The sequence below is a fragment of the Acidimicrobiales bacterium genome, from assembly GCA_041394265.1.
GTDB lineage: Bacteria > Actinomycetota > Acidimicrobiia > Acidimicrobiales > SZUA-35 > JBBQUN01.
The window spans coordinates 1,052,004-1,069,706 of sequence record JAWKIO010000005.1 but is presented as its reverse complement, the minus strand read 5'-3'; the positions used below and the strand labels follow the sequence as shown (position 1 = coordinate 1,069,706).

Below are 17,703 nucleotides of genomic sequence, written 5' to 3'. Positions count from 1 at the left end.
GCCGTTGCCCGCCTCGGCCGCCGACCACAGCGACCTTCGAGTCGACCCGCTCACCGGCGACACGGTCTACATCGTGCGCAAGCGCCAGCAACGACCGAACCTGCCCGAGAGCGGCTGTCCGTTCTGTGTCGGTGGTCTCGAGGCCCCCGAACCCTACGACGTGCGGTGGTTCAAGAACCGGTGGCCGGCGCTGCCCGACGGCCTCGCCGAGGTCGTGCTCTACAGCCCCGAGCACGACGCGACCTTCTGGGAGCTCGGACGCGACGGTGCCCGCAAGGTCATCGATCTCTGGGCCGAGCGCACCGCCGAGCTCGGGGGCCGTGACGACGTCGACTACGTCCTGATCTTCGAGAACCGCGGACCGGAGGTCGGCGCCACGATCGCCCATCCCCACGGCCAGATCTACGCGTTCGACCATGTGCCCGAACGGCTGGCCCGCGAGCTCGTCGACGGTCGACTCGACGAGGGAAGCGACCGACTCGTCTCGAGCGTCGGAGGCTGGAGTGCGTGGGTGCCGTTCGCCCCGAGCTTCCCGTACGCGCTGCGAATTGCCAGCAACGAGGCCGTTGGTGATCTCCCGTCGCTCGACGATCGACAGAGGAACGACCTGGCCCAACTCCTCGTTGATGTACTCGCTCGGCTCGACCAGCTCTTCGATGCCCGCACCCCGTACATGCTCTGGATCCACCAGCGCCCGAGCGACGGCGGTGACTGGCCGCTCGCTCGTCTTCACATCGAGATCGTGTCGCCGTGGCGCACCAAGGGTGTGATGCGGTTCGTGGCGGCCGGTGAGCTCGGTTCCGGCGAGTTCTTCAATACCGTCGAACCCGAAACGGCAGCCGCCCAGCTGCGCAATCTCATCGGAGCCTCATGAGCGACGTCGAATCCATCCATCTGTCGAGCGACGCACTGTCGGTGGTCGTGCTCGACCGCGGTGCCATGCCCGAGATCGCGTCCATCGGCGGGTCGATCCCCGGCTTCGAGCCTCGGGTCGGTCACCTTCCGGTACCCCATTCCGGGCTCGACACCGTCGTACCGCTCGGCATCATCGCCGAACGGGCCACCGGCCATCCCGGCCGTCCCGGCCTTGTCGGATCCCGAACCGATGGCACGGCGTGGTCGCCCCGCTTCGTGCGTCGATCGGCCGAGGTCTCGGCGATGGCTGTCACCTTCGAACTCGTCGACGCCGTTGCCGAACTCGGTCTCTCGCTCCGGCTCGAGGTCGGTGAGGTGCTGACCATCTCTGCCACGCTGACCAATCTCGGTGCTGGCGACTACCTCCTGCAGCGTCTCGCCCCGTCGGTGCCGTTCCCCGCCCATGCCGAGGAGCTGTTGAGTCTTGAGGGTCGTTGGTGCCGCGAGTTCCAACCGCGGCGCAGCGCGTTCGCCGGCACGACGGTCATCGAGAACCGCTCCGGTCGATCGTCGCAGTTCACCGTGCCCGCGATGTTCGCGGGCGCCCGCTCGTTCGGCGAACATCTCGGCGAGGTGTGGGGCGTGCAGCTGGCGTGGAGCGGCAACTACGAGCTTGCGGCGCAAGAGCTCCCCGACGGCCGCCGCCACCTCCAGGCCGGCGAGCTGCTCGACCCCGGCGAGGTGGTGCTGGCGACGGGCGAGGGCTACCAGGCGCCCGACGTGGTGGTGGCGTGGTCGGAGGCAGGCCTGTCGCCAGCCAGCCAGGGATTCCACGCCGAGGTCCGTCGCCGACTGCCTTCCAGCGGTGTGCGGCCCGTGTTGATGAACACCTGGGAGGCGGTCTACTTCGATCACGACCTCGACACCCTCGTCGCCCTGGCCGACGTGGCAGCCGAGGTCGGTGTCGAACGATTCGTTCTCGACGACGGCTGGTTCGGCGGGCGCCGCAGCGACCACGCCGGCCTCGGCGATTGGTGGGTGAGTCCCGACGTCTGGCCCGAAGGCTTGCGCCCGATCATCGACCACGTGCGTTCGCTCGGCATGGAGTTCGGGCTCTGGGTCGAGCCCGAGATGGTCAACCCCGACTCGGACCTGTACCGGGCCCACCCCGAGTGGGTGCTCGCAACCGACGGCTACGAGCCACTTCTCGGACGCCACCAACTGGTGCTCGATCTCGGCCGCGACGAGGTGCGCACGTACCTCTACGACGCGCTGCACGCGCTGTTGAGCGACAACGACATCGCCTACCTCAAGTGGGACATGAATCGTGATGTCGTGCAGGGATCGAATGCCGAGGGGCGAGCGGGTACCCACGATCACATCCGGGGCGTCTACGAGCTCGTCGATCGCTTGCGTGCTGCCTTCCCCGAGGTCGAGATCGAGAGCTGTGCGTCGGGCGGCGGCCGTGCCGATCTCGGGATCTTGCGCCGGACCGATCGCGTGTGGACGTCCGACTGCAACGATGCCATCGAGCGGCAGCTGATCCAGCGAGGCTTCTCGATGCTGTTCCCTCCCGAAGTCATGGGAGCGCACATCGGACCCGAGCGTGCTCATACGACCCACCGGCGCCAGGATCTGGCATTCCGTGCGCTCACGGCGATCTTCGGTCATCTCGGCATCGAGTGGAATCTGCTCAACGCCGACGACGAGCAGCGGGCGCAGGTCGCCGCAGCGGTGGCGCTGCACAAGCGCCTTCGGCCGCTCCTCCACGGTGGCCGGACGCATCGTTTCGACCACCCCGACCCGAGTGTGCTCGCTCATGGCGTCGTGAGCACCGACCGCTCGCACGCCGTCGCTGCGTACGTCCAGATGCAGCCGACCCAGGCCGCCATCACGGCACCGCTTCGTCTATGTGGGCTCGACCCAGCGGCCACCTACCGGGTGGCGTGTCTCGACGATCTCGGCACGCCCAGCGAGATGAGCCGGCGGTCGCCCGACTGGTTCCCGGGGCCGATCGATGTCACCGGGGCACAACTGATGCAGACCGGTGTGCAGTTGCCGGTCGTCCATTCCGAGCAGGTGGTGCTGTTGGAGCTCGTCCGCGTCGACGGTCACTGACACCGATTGCTTGCACTCGACCCGAGCCGGGTGCATCATTCGCCATCTCGTCCGCTGCGGTGACGGGCTCGGACCGAAGGAAGACGCCATCGTGATGCGGGGTGAGGTGCGAACGTGAACCTCTCGTTCGTGGGTCGCAAGGTGCTCGGGGCGCTGCTCACACTGGTCTTCGTCCTCGTCTTCAACTTCTTCCTTTTCCGTGTCGTCGAGGACAACCCCGTCGACTCGCTCTATCGGGGACGCAACCTCTCGCCCAGCCAGATCGAGTCGCTCGAGGAACGCTTCGGCGTCAACGACCCGATCACCGTGCAGTTCGGCAAGTACGTGGTACAGACGGCCCAGTTCGATCTCGGCGTCTCCATCAAATCGAGTCGTCCGGTCAGTGCCGAGATCGCCGACGCGTTGTGGCCGACCGTCTGGTTGGTCGGCACGGCGTCGGTTGCTTCGGCGCTGGTCGGCACTTGGATCGGGATTCGGGCCGGTTGGCGACGCAACAGCCGGTTCGACCGGGTGTCCACGGCGCTGTCGATGTTCACCTACTCGGTGCCCGACTTCTGGCTCGGCATGCTCCTGCTGTCGCTGCTCGCCGTGAAGCTCGATCTCTTCCCGACCGGTGGCTTCCAGGATCCCGGAAGCCAGGCCACCGGGCTGGCAGCGTTCGGCGATCAGGCCACGCACATGGTGTTGCCTGCGCTCACCCTGATGCTTGCGTACGTGGGCGAGTACGCCATCGTGATGCGAGCGTCGGTGCTCGACACCGTTCGTGAGGACTATCTCCAGGTGGCGCGGGCGAAGGGGCTGCGAGACATCCTGGTCCGTCGCCGTCACGCCGTGCCGAACGCCCTCCTTCCGGTCGTGAGTCTCGCCGCGCTCAACTTCGGCTTCGTGCTCTCGGGGGCGATCGCCGTCGAGTCGGTCTTCTCCTGGCCGGGGCTCGGACAGGAGACCTTCAACGCCGTGCGAGGCCCGGACTTCCCGATGCTGCAAGGGCTGTTCCTGTTGTTCTCGCTCAGCGTGATCGTCGCCAACCTGATCGCCGATCTGCTGTACGGCTTCCTCGACCCGCGGGTGAGGACACAGTGAGGGGGTCGAGCTCGTTCGGCCGGTACTGGCGCTTGTTCCGGGCCGACCGGGGTGCCTTGATCGGTTTGATCGTGCTGGTCGGGTTCGTCGTGGTCGCACTGGCCGTGCCGTTGATCTCGGATCGCTCGGCGCTCGCAGCGGTCGATGCCGTCGACAACCCGACCTGGGCGCCGCCCAGCGGCGCGTTTCTCTTCGGAACGGACGATCTTGGCCGCAGCGTCGCCGTGCAGTTCCTCTGGGGAAGTCGGGTCAGCCTCTTCGTCGGGTTGGCGGCAACCGTGCTGACGACGGCCATCGGTGCGTTCGTCGGGATCGTCGCCGGGTTCTACGGGCGCCTCGTCGACTCGTTGTTGATGCGGTTGACCGACTGGTTCCTCGTGATCCCGTTCCTGCCGCTCGCCATCGTGTTGGCCGCCGTCATCGGGCGGTCGCTGTGGAACATCATCCTCGTCATCGGTGTCACGTCCTGGCCCGGCACGGCTCGGCTCGTCCGGGCACAGGTGCTGACCATCAGGGAGCGACTGTTCGTCGACCGGGCTCGCTCGCTCGGCGCGTCGCAAGGGCATCTGATCCGCCACCACATCCTCCCGAACGTCGCCCCGCTGATCCTGGCGAACACCACGCTGGCGGTGCCGATCGCCATCCTCACCGAGACCACCCTGTCGTTCCTGGGCCTCGGCGACCCCAGCCAGCCGTCGTGGGGCCGCACCCTCGAGCAGGCGTTCGGTGCCGGTGCCATCGGCCGCGACGCCTGGTGGTACTACCTGCCGGCAGGGCTCGGCATCGTTGCCGTGGTCCTCGCCTTCACGATGTGCGGGCGGGCGTTGGAGGAGATCCTCGATCCGCGGCTGGAGTCGCGATGAGTCTGCTCGAACTGCGCGATCTCGGCGTGGCGTATCGGTCCGGCTCGATCGATCGGCCCGTCATGGCGCCGGCCGTTCGGGGCGTGAACCTTTCGCTCGCCGCAGGAGAGACGTTGGGGTTGGCCGGCGAATCCGGCTGCGGGAAGTCCACGGTCGCCAACGCCATCCTGCGGCTCCTGCCCGAGTCGGCGAAGGTCACCGGACAGGTCCTGCTCGACGGGGAAGACATCGCCACCATGATCCCCGGCCGCCTGCGCGCCGTCCGTTGGGCTGAAGCAGCGGTGGTCTTCCAGGGCGCGTTGCACTCGCTGAACCCGGTGCAACGGGTGGGTGACCAGATCGGCGAAGCGATCGAGTTGCATACCGACCTCTCGGCTGCCGAGATCCGCCGACGGGTGGGGGAGTTGTTCGAACAGGTGGGCCTTCCGCCGTCCCGTGTGCGCAACTATCCGCACCAGCTCTCTGGCGGGCAGCGCCAACGCGTCCTGATCGCGCTGGCCCTTGCCTGTGATCCGCGCCTCCTGATCGCCGACGAGCCGACCACCGCGCTCGACGTCATGGTGCAGGCCCAGATCCTCGATCTGCTGCAGCGGCTCCAGGAGGAGCGGGGGATGGCGGTGATCTTCATCACCCACGACCTGTCGGTGTTGCGAGCGACCTGCGAGCGGTTGGCGGTGATGTACGCCGGGCAGATCGTCGAGGAGGGGCCGGCGGCCCTCATGCTCGACGCTCCGGAGCACCCCTATACCAGGGCGCTTGCCTCGGCGTTCCCGACGATCGGCGACCCGGCCTCGCGTATGGCGCCGAGCGGTCTCGGTGGTGACCCGCCCGATCCATTGGATCTGCCCCCGGGATGTGCGTTCGCGCCGCGCTGTCCCGAGGCGATACCGGTGTGTGCCGAGCGTCCCGTCGCACTCGAGCCGACCGCCGGAGATCGCTCGGTCGCCTGCGTGCTGGCGAGGAAACAATGAGCGCGGAACGGGACGGGCAGCCGGATGACCTCCTCGTACTCGACGGTGTCACCGTCAGCTTCCCGGCCCGGCACGGATCGATCCGTGCCGTCGATGGCGTCGACCTGCGAGTCGGGCGCCGCGAGATCATTGCCCTGGTGGGCGAGTCGGGTTGTGGCAAGACCACGCTGATCCGGTCGATCGTCGGACTCGAGACGCCGACTGGCGGAACGATCAGATTTGCCGGCGAGGCGGTGACGCCACGATCGCTGCGAGCGTTGCGCCGCCGGGTGCAGATGATCTTCCAGGACCCGACGGGGGCACTGAACCCCCGTCATCGGGTGGTGCAGGCCGTGGCCGAGGGGCTGGTGATCCACCGCGTCGCGGGTGACCATCGAGCGCAGGCGGCCGCAGCCCTGGAGCGGGCCGGTCTGCGTCCGGCCGAACGGTTCCTCGACCGGTACCCGCACGAGATCTCGGGTGGGCAACGCCAACGGGTGTTGATCGCCGGTGCGATCGTGCTCGCCCCCGAGCTGCTGCTAGCCGACGAGCCGGTGGCGAGCCTCGACGCGTCGATCCGGGGTGAGGTCCTGGCACTGATGCGGTCGCTCGTCGATGAACACGGGTTGTCGATGATCGTCGTCACGCATGATCTCGGTTTGGCCTGGAACATTGCCGACCGGATCGCCGTGATGTATCTGGGCCGCATCGTCGAGGAGGGCCCGACCGAGGATCTGCTGGCGGAGCCCAAGCACCCCTACACCGAGGCGTTGCTGTCGGTCGTGCCCGAGTCACGGCGGATGGAGCAGCAGATCCTCGAAGGCGAGACGCCCGACGCTGCCCGGATCCCCGATGGCTGTCGATTCCATCCACGGTGCCCGGTCGTGGCCTCGGGGGAAGCGGAGCGGCTCGGCATCCTCGATCGCTGCCTGCACGTCGATCCGTCCCTCGAGTGGACCGGCCCCCGAGCCGTCGCCTGCCACCTCACCCACCGAACTCGAGACCCCGAGCGACAGTTCTGACGCTCCGGCTCTCGGATTCGGCTTCGGTTGTCGTGCTGGCTCTCAGGTAGCGACGAGACCGCGGCCTCGGTCGGCGTCAGGCGTTCTTCGGGAGCTCCGAGAACGGCTTGGTCTTGTCGTCGTTGGGTTCCTTCGGCAGGCCGAGGACTCGTTCGCCGATGATGTTCTTCTGGATCTGGTCGGTGCCGCCGTAGATCGGCGGCGCCTGCGCATAGAGCGCCGAGTGCGTGACCATGGCGAGGAACGGGTTGCCGGTGGCGGCGTCGAGCGCCTGCTTCTGCTCGGGGGTGTAGGCGTGCAGCATCCCGGACGCTCCCAGGATGCGGAGACCGAGGTCTCGGCTCAGCCGGACCACATCGCTCATCTGGAGCTTGCCGATGTTGGCCATGCCCGGGATGTCCTGACCCTTGCTGCGGGCGGCCTTGACCCGCTGGGTGTTGTAGCCGGCGACGGCGTTGAGGGTGTGCAGCCGCATGAGGTCTTGCCGGATCGTCGGATCATCGAGCTTGCCGAAGCTCCGAGCGAACTGGACGAGCAACGCGTCCTTCGGCTTGTCGTCCTTCTTCTCGGTTGCGGTGGCGGCCGATCGAGCCCGGCGCTCCGCCCGAGCCTGGACCAGATCGCCGACACGTCGTTCGAGCTGTCCTGCGACCGTGCCCGGCGTTGCGGTGACCGCGCCGCCACCGCCGCCGGCGCTGAGGCCAGCCCGCTCGTTCATCAGGGTGGTGTTGGCAACGGCCCAGCCGTTGTTGAGCCCGCCGATGGTGTCCTGGTCCCGGACCACAGCGTCGGTCAGGAACACTTCGTTGAACATCGCGTGGCCGGTCATCTCGTAGAGCGGCCGGATCTCGACACCCTTCTGGTGCATGTCGATCGCAAACCAGGTGATGCCCTGGTGCTTTGGTGCCTCGGGGTTCGTGCGAGCGATGAGCATGCCCATGTCGGCCGACTGGCCGAGCGAGGTCCACACCTTCTGACCATTGACGATCCACTCGTCGCCGTCTCGAACGGCCCGGGTGGACAGGCCGGCGAGGTCGGAGCCGGCACCGGGCTCGCTGAACAGCTGGCACCAGGCGCGCTGCCCGGTGACGATGTCGCGCACCAGGGTGTCGATCTGTTCCTGGGTGCCGTGGCTGGCGATCGTGGGCGCCGCCAGCATCAGGCCCAGTCCGCTCGGACCGCCGACGGCGCCGAAGTCGGCGATGGCACGAGCGACGGCGAGCGCATCGGACCGAGACAGACCGTGGCCGTAGGCGTTGGTCGGCAACGACGGCGCCGACCAACCGGCCAGCCCGAGCCGCTGCCACCACTCGGCGACCGTGAGGTCGGGATCCCATTGCTCCTCGAGGAAGGCCCGCACGGCCTCGACAGGGTTGATGGTCGGGTTCGCTTCGGTCGTGGTCACGTGCGTCCTTTGGTCCGGCGGCGGTCCGACACTACCGGGAGCAGCTCGTGGGGTTCGAAACGGGGCCGGGTCGACTGGATGTCGGCTCAAGTTGTCCGGACATTTGGCCGATGGAGTTGCATGAGTACCGAGACGCTGTTGGAGTCGACGACCGACGCGGCCACGAGCCAGCTCGGCGAGGGTGTTGCGCCGCCAGTCGACGCCAAGGCGCTCGAGCGCAAGGGGCGGAGGTGGCTCATCTGGTCGTTCGTTTTCTGCCCGTGCCATCTTCCGCTGTCGATGGCGGTGCTGGCGTCGATCTTCGGGAGCTCGGCGTTCGGTGCTCTCGTCAGTCGGAACACGCTCGGGACCGGTCTCGTGCTCGGCGCGATCTACGCCGTCGGGGTCGGCATCGGTTTCCGCTACCTCCGCCAGGCCACCAAGGGCTACGACTGCAGCGGCGACACCTGCACCCTCGAGTAGCGCCAACGCGCACCGCCCCGGACTCACCCGTTCTGTGCGTCAAACACACCGCCATCCCCGTTCTGTGCGTCAAACTTCCCGCAGCCGGGAACTCTGACGCACAGAAGGGGTGGGGGCGGTGAGAATGACGCACAGAATGCGGTGAGTGGCTACGGTTCGCCGATCGTTGGCCGTGATCGGCGGCCATGTCCGTTCGGAGCGTGCGCATGTCAGCGGCCACCCCTACTCCCGGGACTGGCGTCACCGGCGTCGTCGAGCACGGGGGAATTCCCGTCCCCCCGCTTCCCGACATGGTTCCGCCGCCGCATTGGCGACTCGAAGCGATTGTGGCCGTCGAGCGGCCACGTCAACTCGATGTTCGCGCTGGCCGCGTGGCGTTCGTGCTCGACCGTGACAGCTCCGACATCTGGACGTTCAAGGTCGGGCCCGGTGGCACCACCGGCGAGGTGGTACCCGACCGGTGGACGACCGATCGTACGATCGCCGCGTTCTGGGAGGACACCGGTCCGCGCTTCAGCCCCGACGGATCGACCGTCGCCTACACCAATGGCGACGCGATCTGGCTCACCAACGGAGGCCCCGCCCGCAAGCTGTGCGACGCCGGCAGTCCGGTGTGGATCGACGATGCTCGGCTGATCGTCGAGATCGATCGACCCAGCCCGACCCAGCCACACGGCCGCACCGTCCTCGGTGTGGTGGCCATCGACTCGGGCTGGATCACCCCGCTGGCCGAACTCGACGGCGACCTCGGCGAGGTGGCGGTGTCGCCCGATGGCTCACAAGCCACGGCGGTGCATTCGCCGCGAACCGATCTGAACGCCTCCCGCATCGTCACGATCTCGCTCGATCCGACTGCGCTCGGCGTCGTCGACGAACTCGACGGCGAGCCGGCGATGCACGACAGCAACCCATCCTGGTCACCTGACGGCAGCACCGTGATCTTCCGGTCGGAATCGTCGGGCTGGTACGAGGCGTACCTCTGGGACGTGACGACCGGTGATCGTCGCCGACTCACTGACGCAGAGGCCGATCTCGGCGAGTTCGCATGGAGCGAGCACGGTCTCGCCGCCATCCGCACCCGTCACGGTGTGTCTGATCTCGTGGCGATCGACCCGGTCAGCGGAGCGGTGCAGCTGATCGCCGCCGGCGGCGTGTGGTCGGCGCCGACGTGGATCGGGAGCGGCCGTCTGCTCGCCGTCCACGAGGCGGCCGACGTTGCGCCTCGGCTGGTCGAGGTGTCGTGGTCGGGAGCAGCCGGGGCAGCACCTACGATCGTCGACCGAGTGCGCCCCACCCCGGTGCCGGTTCGTTCGGCACCCCACGTTCGACCTGAGCATGTCTGGTATTCCTCGCCGGGAGGCGACGTGCCGGCATTTCTGTACCGGCCGAGCACAGCGACACCCGAGGCCCCCTGTGCCGCGATCGTCCACCCACACGGTGGCCCGACGTCGCACTACGGCGACGAGTGGGATGGCATTGCCCAGTACTTCGTCGACAAGGGATACGCCTGGCTCGCCCCGAACTTCAAGGGCAGCACGAGCTACGGCCGTGATCACGAGCGAGCGAACCACGGTGTGTGGGGCGCCGCCGACACTGCCGACTGCCTTGCCGCACACACCTGGCTGGCGGAGCAGGACTGGGTCGACGCTCGTCGGATCGGGATCTTCGGCGCCAGCTACGGGTCCTACATGGCGTTGCTGTCGGTGGTCGACGGCGACCAGTTCGCGTGCGCGGTGGCGAAGTACGGCGACTGCGACATCCTGACGAGCTGGGCCCAGGGCGACCGGGTCGGACGACTCGACCTCGAGCGCATGATGCGACATCCGTCGGACAATCCCGGGGGCTACCGGACGGGTTCGCCGATCCATCGGATCGATGCGATCTCGGCGCCGATCCTTGTTGCCCACGGCGAGCAGGACGCCCGTGTCCATCCGGCCCAGTCCGAAGAACTCGTCGAGGCGCTTCGTCGAATCGGCGCCACCTACGACTACGTGACCTATCCGACCGAGGGCCATGGGTTCCTCCGCCGGGAGCCGTTCCTCGACTTCTACCGTCGGCTCGAGCGGTTCCTCGACTGGTACCTCCAGTAAGGATCAGGTCACCGTTGCGTGACGAGCGCAGCGGCGGGTTGCTGCATCCTGCGCCAGGGTGCAGAATGCTCGCCACTCGCAGGCACCCCGCCTGCTCCTGCAAAATCTGGATGGTCGACATGCGTCGTCGGTTCGTGGCCATTTTGACGGCCGTGCTGTGTGTGGCGTTGGCGGGGACAGTGCTCGCCGTACCGACGGTCTCGGGGGCGCAGGAAGATCTCGTCACCCTGACCATCGGCGTCACCCAGGACCTCGACAGTCCGAACGTCACCGCCGGCTATCTCGTGTCGTCCTACGAGGTGTGGAACCTTCAGTACGCGGCGCTGACCGACAAGACGGCGGACGATCTCACGATCGCTCCGGGTCTGGCCGAGTCGTGGGACGTCTCCGACGACGGCCAGACCGTCACCTATCACCTCCGTGAGGGGCTGGTCTGGTCCGACGGTGAACCGCTGACGGCCGACGACGTGGCCTACACGATCAATCGGTCACGCGATGAGGAGTGGATCAACCACTCCTCGGCAACCGGCAACCTCGACGCCACCGCAGTCGACGACCGCACGGTCGAGGTGGTGAGTTCCGAGCCTGATCCACGCCTGCCGATCCTCGACGTCTACATCGTGCCGAAGCACATCTACGAGCCGATCGCCGCCGACGACATCGAGGCCTACGACGGACTCGACGGGGTGGGTTCCGGTCCGTATGTGATGGAGTCGTGGAGCCCGAACGAGAGCTGGATCATGAAGGTGAACCCCAGCTTCTACGGCTGGGAGGGCAAGAAGCCGCCCATCGATCGCATCGTGTACCGCGTCTTCAGCAACGGCGACGCCATGGCTGCGGCCCTGCAACAGGGCGAGCTCGACGCTGCCCACAACGTTCCCTCCGCCAGCTTCGAGCGACTCGACGCCGACCCCGACATCGTGGCGATCAAGGGGTCGCAGGGCGGATTCTCCGAGCTCGGCATGAACGCCGGTGCCGGCGGCATCGGTGACGGTCACCCGGCACTGCTCGACAAGACCGTCCGCCAGGCGATTGCCCACGCCATCGACCGCGACACCTTGTTCGATCGAGTGCTGCTCGGGCTGGGCGAGAAGGGCACCGTGCTGGTCCCATCGGTCGACCCGTTCTGGAAGCCAGCTCTCCCGGCCGACCTCGAGTTCGCCTTCGACCCGGCGCTCGCCAACTCGATGCTCGAAGACGCCGGCTACGTCGACACCGATGGCGACGGTGTCCGAGAGATGCCCGGCGGCGGCCAACCGTTGAACCTGCGCTATGTCCAGCGTTCGGAGTCCACTTCCGAGCCTCAGCTGACCGAATTCATCACCGGCTGGTTGGAAGACATCGGCATCGCCACCACGGTCGAAGTCTTCGATGACTCCCAGCTCACCGACGTGGTCTCGGCCGGCGAGTTCGACCTGTTCTCGTGGGGATGGACGCCCTATGTCGACCCGGATCCCATGCTGTCGTACTTCACCTGTGCCCAGGTGAGCTATGCGGCCGACGACTACGGCTACAACGACGCCAACTGGTGCACACCGGAGTACGACGCCCTCTACGACCAGCAGCACGTGGAGCTCGATCGGGGCAAGCGCCGAGACATCGTCCACCAGATGGTCCTCGACTTCTACGAGGAAGCTGCCTATGTCGTGCTGTTCGAGGGCGCCGACCTCCAGGCCTACCGGACCGATCGGTTCGAGGGCTGGGTGCGCCAGCCCGCAGAGATCGGTGCGGTGTTCTTCTCCAATTCGTCGCCCAGCTACACCCGTCTGACCCCAGTTGGCGGAGGGAGCGACGGCGGGTCGAACACCGGCCTGCTGATCGGTGGCGTCGTCGCCGCCATCGTGGTCCTGGGTGGCGGCGCCTTTGCGCTCAGCCGTCGAGGCTCGGCCGACGAGCGCATCTGAGCCGACAACGACAGCATCCCGATATCGGCCCCCGCCCGAGGTCGGCTACAGCAGGTCGTGACTCGGGAGCACTCGCGTCGGGTCGAGGATCGAGGGAGACGACGACGAGAACAGGTCGAACTCCTCGATCCGGTGCCCGGCGTCGAGCAATGGTCGAAGCGCGGCGCTCGTGCCGGGAACGTACAGCTTCGTCGGATGGTCCGGATCCTCGCTGCGGATGAAGGCGAGGACAGCAGCGACGACGCCCGGAAGTACCTCGGGTGACCGGGCGAACAACGGGCCGACACTGATGGCGTCGGGATGTGCGATCGCAAACGGCGTCGACCAGCGGACGACAGCGCCACCGGCATCGGCGACAAGCACGAACTCGGCTGCGGCCGTTCGTTCCCAGTAGTCGAGGTCGATCGGGGAGAGGTCGTACGCGCAAGGCTGCGCCTGCTCGGCCAGGTCGATGGCCGAGCACCGCTCCGCCCGATCCACCGTGGCGCCTGCGGGATCGGCGACGGTCGGCATGTCGATGTCGGAGCGTCCGATCAACGAGAAGCACGGCCACCTCGGCGTCATGCCCAGCTGCGTGTAGAGCGTCAGAGCTCGCGGGTCATCCGAAGCCATCGTCGCTCGAAGCTTCCCGGGTGCATCGACGGCAACCAGTTGGTCGAGCAGTTGTCGCCCCAGTCCGAGGCCGTGGTGCTCGGGGTGTACGAAGAGGTCGCCCAGAAACCATCGCTCGCCGCGAGTGATCGATCCGGCAAAGCCGGCGAGCACACCGTCGACCTCGGCGACGAGCAGGGTGCCGGTGTCGAGCTCATGCTGGTACAGCTGGTAGCCGGCCGCTGGTGCTGGTAGCGAGCGGTCGACCGTCGCCCGCCACACGCGGGTGCACTCGATGACATCGTCGGCGTGGCCTCGTCGGATCGTCGGCTCGCGTCGTGCACCGTTGGCTCGTCCCATGCGGCCGCAATCTAGTGTCGCGGCCATGACTCGACTGACCTCACTCACCAAGGACCAACTCGACGAGCAGGGTGCTGCACTGTGGGACGCCATCCTGGGCCCGCGGGGCGACAGCCTCGTGAACGACGAGGGCGGCCTCCATGGCCCGTTCAACGCGTGGCTGCACGCGCCCACGATCGGCAAGAACCTGTCGCGCCTCGGTGCTTCCCTCCGCTTCGAGATGGACCTGGATCGTCGCCTCATCGAGCTGGCGATCATCACCGTCGGGGCCCGCTGGAAGTCCGAGTTCGAGTGGTACGCCCATTCGACGATGGCGTTGGACGCGGGCGTGACGGCAGCGACGGTCGACGCGATCGGGGCAGGGGAGACACCCACGTTCGATCGCGACGACGAGCGGATCGTCTACGAACTGGCGTACCAGTTGGTGCGCGACGGTCGGCTCGACCCCGAGATCTACCAGGCCGCTGCCGACCTCCTGGGTCAGCAGCAGATGGTCGAGTTGGTGTCACTATGCGGCTACTACTGCCTCATCTCGCTGACCCTCAACGCCTTCGCTGTTCCCCTGCCGAACGGCGTGGAGCGTCGCTGGCCCGACGCGTAATGGCTCATCCCGACCCTGCGGATTAGCTTCGGCGGTGCCGTCCGTCCTCGACCCATGACAGGTGCACCGTGCTCAGCGACCAGATCGACGCCTCACGAATCCAATCGATGGATGGGATGGACATCCCGTGGATGCTCTCCCAGTGGGTGCGGCGGTCGCCCGACAAGGTGGCGGTCGTCTGGGAGCCGTTCACGGGCGACCGTGCGGTGCTCACCTACGCCGAGCTGCAAGCGCAGGCTCGCTCACTTGCTGCGGGGCTGCACGAGCGGGGTGTGCGGTCCGGCGACTTCGTGATCATCCACCTCGACAACTCGCTCGAGTTCTTGATCGCTTGGTACGGGTGCGCCGAACTTGGCGCGGTCGCCGTCTCGACGAACACCCACTCGGTGGCCCGAGACCTCAGCTACTTCTCCGACCACGTGTCGGCGGTATGCGCGATCACGCAGCCGACCTATGCACAGCTGATGTTCGACTCGTGCCCCGAGCTGCGGTTCGTGGCCGTCACCGACAACGATGCCGGCGAACCGCCCGCTGCGCCGATCGATGCGTTGACGTTCGATGCCGTGCCATTCGCCGATCTGCTGAGCAACGGCCAGCCGCCCGAGCTGCCCGCCGATCCCATGCGCAACCTCAGCGTGCAGTTCACCTCGGGCACGACCTCTCGCCCGAAGGCGGTGCTGTGGACCCACGCCAACGGGCTGTGGGCCGGCAAGGTGTCGGCCATCCACATGCGGCTACGCAACGACGACACCACGATCGCGTTCATGCCACTGTTCCACACCAACGCCCAGGGCTACTCGATGCTCGCGACCCACTGGTCGGGCGGGACCCTCGTGGTGCAGCCGAAGTTCTCGGCGTCGCGCTTCTGGGACGTGTCGATCGCCAACAAGGCCACATGGCTGTCGACCATCCCGTTCGCCTTCAAGGCCATCGCCAACCAGCCCGTGCCCGACCACCACTACCGCATGTGGGGAACGGCGGCGCATCTCCCGTCGATCGCCGAGCACTTTGGCGTCCAGGTGATGGGATGGTGGGGGATGACCGAGACCCTGACCCACGGTATCGTCACCGACTATGACCAGCCCGGACCGTCGGGCACGATCGGTCGGGTCGCCCCCGAATATGAGCTGCAGATCCGTGACGACGACGGCTCGATCGTGGGACCGGGTGGCAAGGGTGTCCTCCACGTGCGTGGCGTGCGAGGCGTGTCTCTGTTCAAGGAGTACTACGGCAACCCGCAAGCCAACGCCGACGCCTTCGACGAGAACGGTTGGTTCAACACCGGCGATGTGATCCGCATCGACGACGACGGCTGGCTCTACTTCAGCGACCGCAGCAAGGACATGCTGAAGGTCGGGGCCGAGAACGTGGCCGCGTCCGAGATCGAGAGCGTGATCATGATGACCGGCCTGGTCGACGAGTGCGCGGTCGTTGCCCAGAAGCACTTCATGCTCGACGAGATCCCGGTGGTGTTCGTGATCCCGCTCCCCGGGGCCGACACCTCGACCATGGCCGACACGATCATCGAGCACTGCCGGGCGAACCTCGCCGACTTCAAGGTGGTGCGAGATGTCCACATCGTCGACGAGCTCCCGCGCTCGATGCTGAACAAGGTGGCAAAAGCCGAGCTGCGGTCTCGTCTTCCTGAGATCACCCAGAGCTGATCGTCGAAGGCGGTGTTGCCTGACGTCCTCCGCGAACGGGTTGCGGCCGCGCTCGGCGTCGACGTGGTCGCGAGTGAAACACTGAGCGGTGGCGACTTCGCCTCGGCACATTGCGTCGAGCTGGCCGACGGTCGCACGGTCTTCGCCAAGACGCATGGCAACCCTCCTCCTCACTTCTTCACCACCGAGGCGGCGGGGCTCGAGTGGCTCGCTGCGACGGGAGCTGCGGCCGTGCCAGCGCTCCTGCATGCCAGCGACGAGCCTCCGCTGCTCGTGCTCGAGTGGGTCGACGAAGCGCGCTCGGCGCCATCGGACGAGGCTTCGTTCGGTCGAGCGCTGGCCGCGCTGCACTCCAGCGGCTTCGAGTGTTTCGGTCGGCCCGATGGTCGAACAACGGGAAGTCTCGGCCTGCCGAACGGGCCCTGTGATTCGTGGGCCTCGTTCCTGTCCGAGCGTCGGCTGCGTCCGCTGGCCCGCATCGCTGCGGATCGGGCGGCACTGGGCGATGCGGCGATCGCCCGCATCCTCGGACTCTGCGAGCGGATGGATGAGGTGGCCCCGCCGGCGGAGCCACCCAGTCTGCTGCACGGCGACCTCTGGGCAGGGAACCGAATCGTCGATCGTTCGGGTCGCAGCTGGCTGATCGATCCGGCGTGCTTCGGTGGCCATCGAGAGTTCGATCTGGCGATGATGCTGCTCTTCGGTGGCTTCGGCGACGCCGCGTTCGCTGCCTACCACGAGGTCTTCCCGCTGGCCGACGGCTGGCGAGACCGGATCGCGCTCAACCAGCTCCCGCCGCTCGTCGTCCATGCCATCAAGTTCGGTGGCGGTTACGCCGCAGCGGTCGATCGAGCGCTCGCCCAACTCTGACCGTTCAGAGCCCGCCTCACCGGTCCGCTGCGTCGACCCGCCGCCCCGACCCGCCGCCCGGGCCCTATCAATGGCCGAACTGTCGAGCCTGAAGCCCATCCGTCCGAACTGTCCACACTGGAGCTCAGTTCGGGGCTTCAGCGTGGACAGTTGGCACGGTTGGGCTCGAGTGTGGACAGTTCAGGTGAGGCGGCGACGGAGTTCGACGAAGACCTCCGTGCCGACCATCGCCTCGAGTTCGTCGGCGAGGCTGTCGATCACCCGCTCGCTGCCTCGGAACGCATCGGGCGATTCGGTACAACACCAGGCCATGGTCTCGCCGTGGCTGCCCCAATCGGCTCGTCGCCAAGCCCGGACCGTGGCGGTCTCGGTGTCGTCGCCGGTGGCCTCCCAGTCGATGTGGATCGGGAGTTGCCAACACACACCCGGCTTCCAGTCGATCGGTGACTCGCCCTGTGCGACGGCTTCGAGGTGGAGCGCACAACCGGCGCCACCTGCGAACCCCGGTCGGTTGAGGAAGATGCAGGCGCCGTCGACGACTCGGGTGTGCCAGCCGGTCTCGTCACCCGAGAAGTCGGTGAACGGCCCGTGCTCGCTCAGCTCGGCATGGAACTGACAGCGTGACCTGTCGAGCATCGGAGCAAGTGCCGAGAGCATTCGGGCCTCGTCGGGGTCGAGTTCGGCATCGAGGCTGCAGCAACCCTGCTGCAGTTCGGCGGCCGGTCGATCGAGGATCCCCTGGCAGCCGTCGCCCCAAAGGCAGGTCCAGTTCGACTCGAGGAACGAGCGATCGAATCGCCACGTCGTGCCGTCGTCCTCGATCTCCACGTGGTCAGCGTCGTCGGCGGCGGGGTGCACCCCCGCA

The 17,703-nt window shown here is 67.2% G+C and carries 15 protein-coding genes; 12 read left to right on the top strand and 3 right to left on the bottom strand.

Going from position 1 to position 17,703, the window contains the following annotated elements; genetic code table 11:
• Nucleotides 1–4: 4 nt before the first annotated feature.
• The 6 genes from R2733_05130 (at nucleotide 5) to R2733_05105 (ending at nucleotide 6,891) form a co-directional block, all read left to right on the top strand.
• Nucleotides 5–874 (top strand): DUF4931 domain-containing protein, encoded by an 870-nt coding sequence (locus R2733_05130; protein MEZ5375876.1) that lies wholly within the window; start codon nucleotides 5–7, stop codon nucleotides 872–874.
• Nucleotides 871–2,973 (top strand): alpha-galactosidase, encoded by a 2,103-nt coding sequence (locus R2733_05125; GenBank protein MEZ5375875.1) that lies wholly within the window; start codon nucleotides 871–873, stop codon nucleotides 2,971–2,973. The genes R2733_05130 and R2733_05125 overlap by 4 nt, the downstream gene beginning before the upstream one ends.
• 114 nt (nucleotides 2,974–3,087) lie before the next feature.
• On the top strand, nucleotides 3,088–4,056 hold the full coding sequence (locus tag R2733_05120; GenBank protein ID MEZ5375874.1) for an ABC transporter permease: 969 nt from the start codon (nucleotides 3,088–3,090) through the stop codon (nucleotides 4,054–4,056).
• Nucleotides 4,053–4,919, top strand: coding sequence for an ABC transporter permease (locus tag R2733_05115; protein MEZ5375873.1), 867 nt, complete (start codon nucleotides 4,053–4,055; stop codon nucleotides 4,917–4,919). The genes R2733_05120 and R2733_05115 overlap by 4 nt, the downstream gene beginning before the upstream one ends.
• On the top strand, nucleotides 4,916–5,890 hold the full coding sequence (locus R2733_05110; GenBank protein ID MEZ5375872.1) for an ABC transporter ATP-binding protein: 975 nt from the start codon (nucleotides 4,916–4,918) through the stop codon (nucleotides 5,888–5,890). The genes R2733_05115 and R2733_05110 overlap by 4 nt, the downstream gene beginning before the upstream one ends.
• Nucleotides 5,887–6,891 carry an ABC transporter ATP-binding protein gene (locus R2733_05105; GenBank protein ID MEZ5375871.1) on the top strand — a complete coding sequence of 335 codons (1,005 nt, stop codon included), beginning with the start codon at nucleotides 5,887–5,889 and terminating at the stop codon, nucleotides 6,889–6,891. Before R2733_05110 ends, R2733_05105 begins: the two co-directional genes overlap by 4 nt.
• 76 nt (nucleotides 6,892–6,967) lie before the next feature.
• On the opposite strand, the gene R2733_05100 is transcribed toward R2733_05105, so the two are convergent.
• Complete coding sequence (locus R2733_05100) at nucleotides 6,968–8,296, bottom strand: acyl-CoA dehydrogenase family protein (protein ID MEZ5375870.1); 1,329 nt, start codon at nucleotides 8,294–8,296, stop codon at nucleotides 6,968–6,970.
• A 120-nt stretch (nucleotides 8,297–8,416) separates the two neighbouring features.
• Between R2733_05100 and R2733_05095 the strand changes: the two genes are divergently transcribed.
• The 3 genes from R2733_05095 to R2733_05085 all read left to right on the top strand — a co-directional run bounded on the left by R2733_05095 (nucleotide 8,417) and on the right by R2733_05085 (nucleotide 12,752).
• Nucleotides 8,417–8,758 carry a hypothetical protein gene (locus R2733_05095; protein MEZ5375869.1) on the top strand — a complete coding sequence of 114 codons (342 nt, stop codon included), beginning with the start codon at nucleotides 8,417–8,419 and terminating at the stop codon, nucleotides 8,756–8,758.
• A 206-nt stretch (nucleotides 8,759–8,964) separates the two neighbouring features.
• Nucleotides 8,965–10,848: a prolyl oligopeptidase family serine peptidase gene (locus R2733_05090; GenBank protein ID MEZ5375868.1), complete on the top strand. Its 1,884-nt coding sequence runs from the start codon at nucleotides 8,965–8,967 to the stop codon at nucleotides 10,846–10,848.
• A gap of 119 nt (nucleotides 10,849–10,967) precedes the next feature.
• A complete protein-coding gene (locus R2733_05085; GenBank protein ID MEZ5375867.1) occupies nucleotides 10,968–12,752 on the top strand; it encodes an ABC transporter substrate-binding protein in 1,785 nt (594 codons plus the stop codon).
• 45 nt (nucleotides 12,753–12,797) lie between these two features.
• On the opposite strand, the gene R2733_05080 is transcribed toward R2733_05085, so the two are convergent.
• Nucleotides 12,798–13,703 (bottom strand): GNAT family N-acetyltransferase, encoded by a 906-nt coding sequence (locus R2733_05080; protein ID MEZ5375866.1) that lies wholly within the window; start codon nucleotides 13,701–13,703, stop codon nucleotides 12,798–12,800.
• A 25-nt stretch (nucleotides 13,704–13,728) separates the two neighbouring features.
• Here R2733_05080 and R2733_05075 point away from each other — a divergent pair, with 25 nt between their 5' ends.
• The 3 genes from R2733_05075 (at nucleotide 13,729) to R2733_05065 (ending at nucleotide 16,838) form a co-directional block, all read left to right on the top strand.
• A complete protein-coding gene (locus R2733_05075) occupies nucleotides 13,729–14,304 on the top strand; it encodes a carboxymuconolactone decarboxylase family protein (protein ID MEZ5375865.1) in 576 nt (191 codons plus the stop codon).
• 68 nt (nucleotides 14,305–14,372) lie between these two features.
• Nucleotides 14,373–15,968: an AMP-binding protein gene (locus R2733_05070; protein ID MEZ5375864.1), complete on the top strand. Its 1,596-nt coding sequence runs from the start codon at nucleotides 14,373–14,375 to the stop codon at nucleotides 15,966–15,968.
• A gap of 12 nt (nucleotides 15,969–15,980) precedes the next feature.
• Nucleotides 15,981–16,838, top strand: a complete 858-nt coding sequence (locus tag R2733_05065) for a fructosamine kinase family protein (protein MEZ5375863.1) — start codon at nucleotides 15,981–15,983, stop codon at nucleotides 16,836–16,838.
• A 180-nt stretch (nucleotides 16,839–17,018) separates the two neighbouring features.
• On the opposite strand, the gene R2733_05060 is transcribed toward R2733_05065, so the two are convergent.
• Complete coding sequence (locus R2733_05060; GenBank protein ID MEZ5375862.1) at nucleotides 17,019–17,696, bottom strand: hypothetical protein; 678 nt, start codon at nucleotides 17,694–17,696, stop codon at nucleotides 17,019–17,021.
• Between the last annotated feature and the right edge of the window lie 7 nt (nucleotides 17,697–17,703).

What these genes read in the sequence shown, in the direction of transcription:
- R2733_05095 (MEZ5375869.1), top strand. Translation starts at nt 8,417, where the DNA reads ATGAGTACCGAGACGCTGTTGGAGTCGACGACCGACGCGGCCACGAGC.
- R2733_05080 (MEZ5375866.1), bottom strand. Translation starts at nt 13,703, where the DNA reads ATGGGACGAGCCAACGGTGCACGACGCGAGCCGACGATCCGACGAGGC.
- R2733_05110 (MEZ5375872.1), top strand. Translation starts at nt 4,916, where the DNA reads ATGAGTCTGCTCGAACTGCGCGATCTCGGCGTGGCGTATCGGTCCGGC.
- R2733_05075 (MEZ5375865.1), top strand. Translation starts at nt 13,729, where the DNA reads ATGACTCGACTGACCTCACTCACCAAGGACCAACTCGACGAGCAGGGT.
- R2733_05085 (MEZ5375867.1), top strand. Translation starts at nt 10,968, where the DNA reads ATGCGTCGTCGGTTCGTGGCCATTTTGACGGCCGTGCTGTGTGTGGCG.
- R2733_05125 (MEZ5375875.1), top strand. Translation starts at nt 871, where the DNA reads ATGAGCGACGTCGAATCCATCCATCTGTCGAGCGACGCACTGTCGGTG.
- R2733_05090 (MEZ5375868.1), top strand. Translation starts at nt 8,965, where the DNA reads ATGTCAGCGGCCACCCCTACTCCCGGGACTGGCGTCACCGGCGTCGTC.
- R2733_05105 (MEZ5375871.1), top strand. Translation starts at nt 5,887, where the DNA reads ATGAGCGCGGAACGGGACGGGCAGCCGGATGACCTCCTCGTACTCGAC.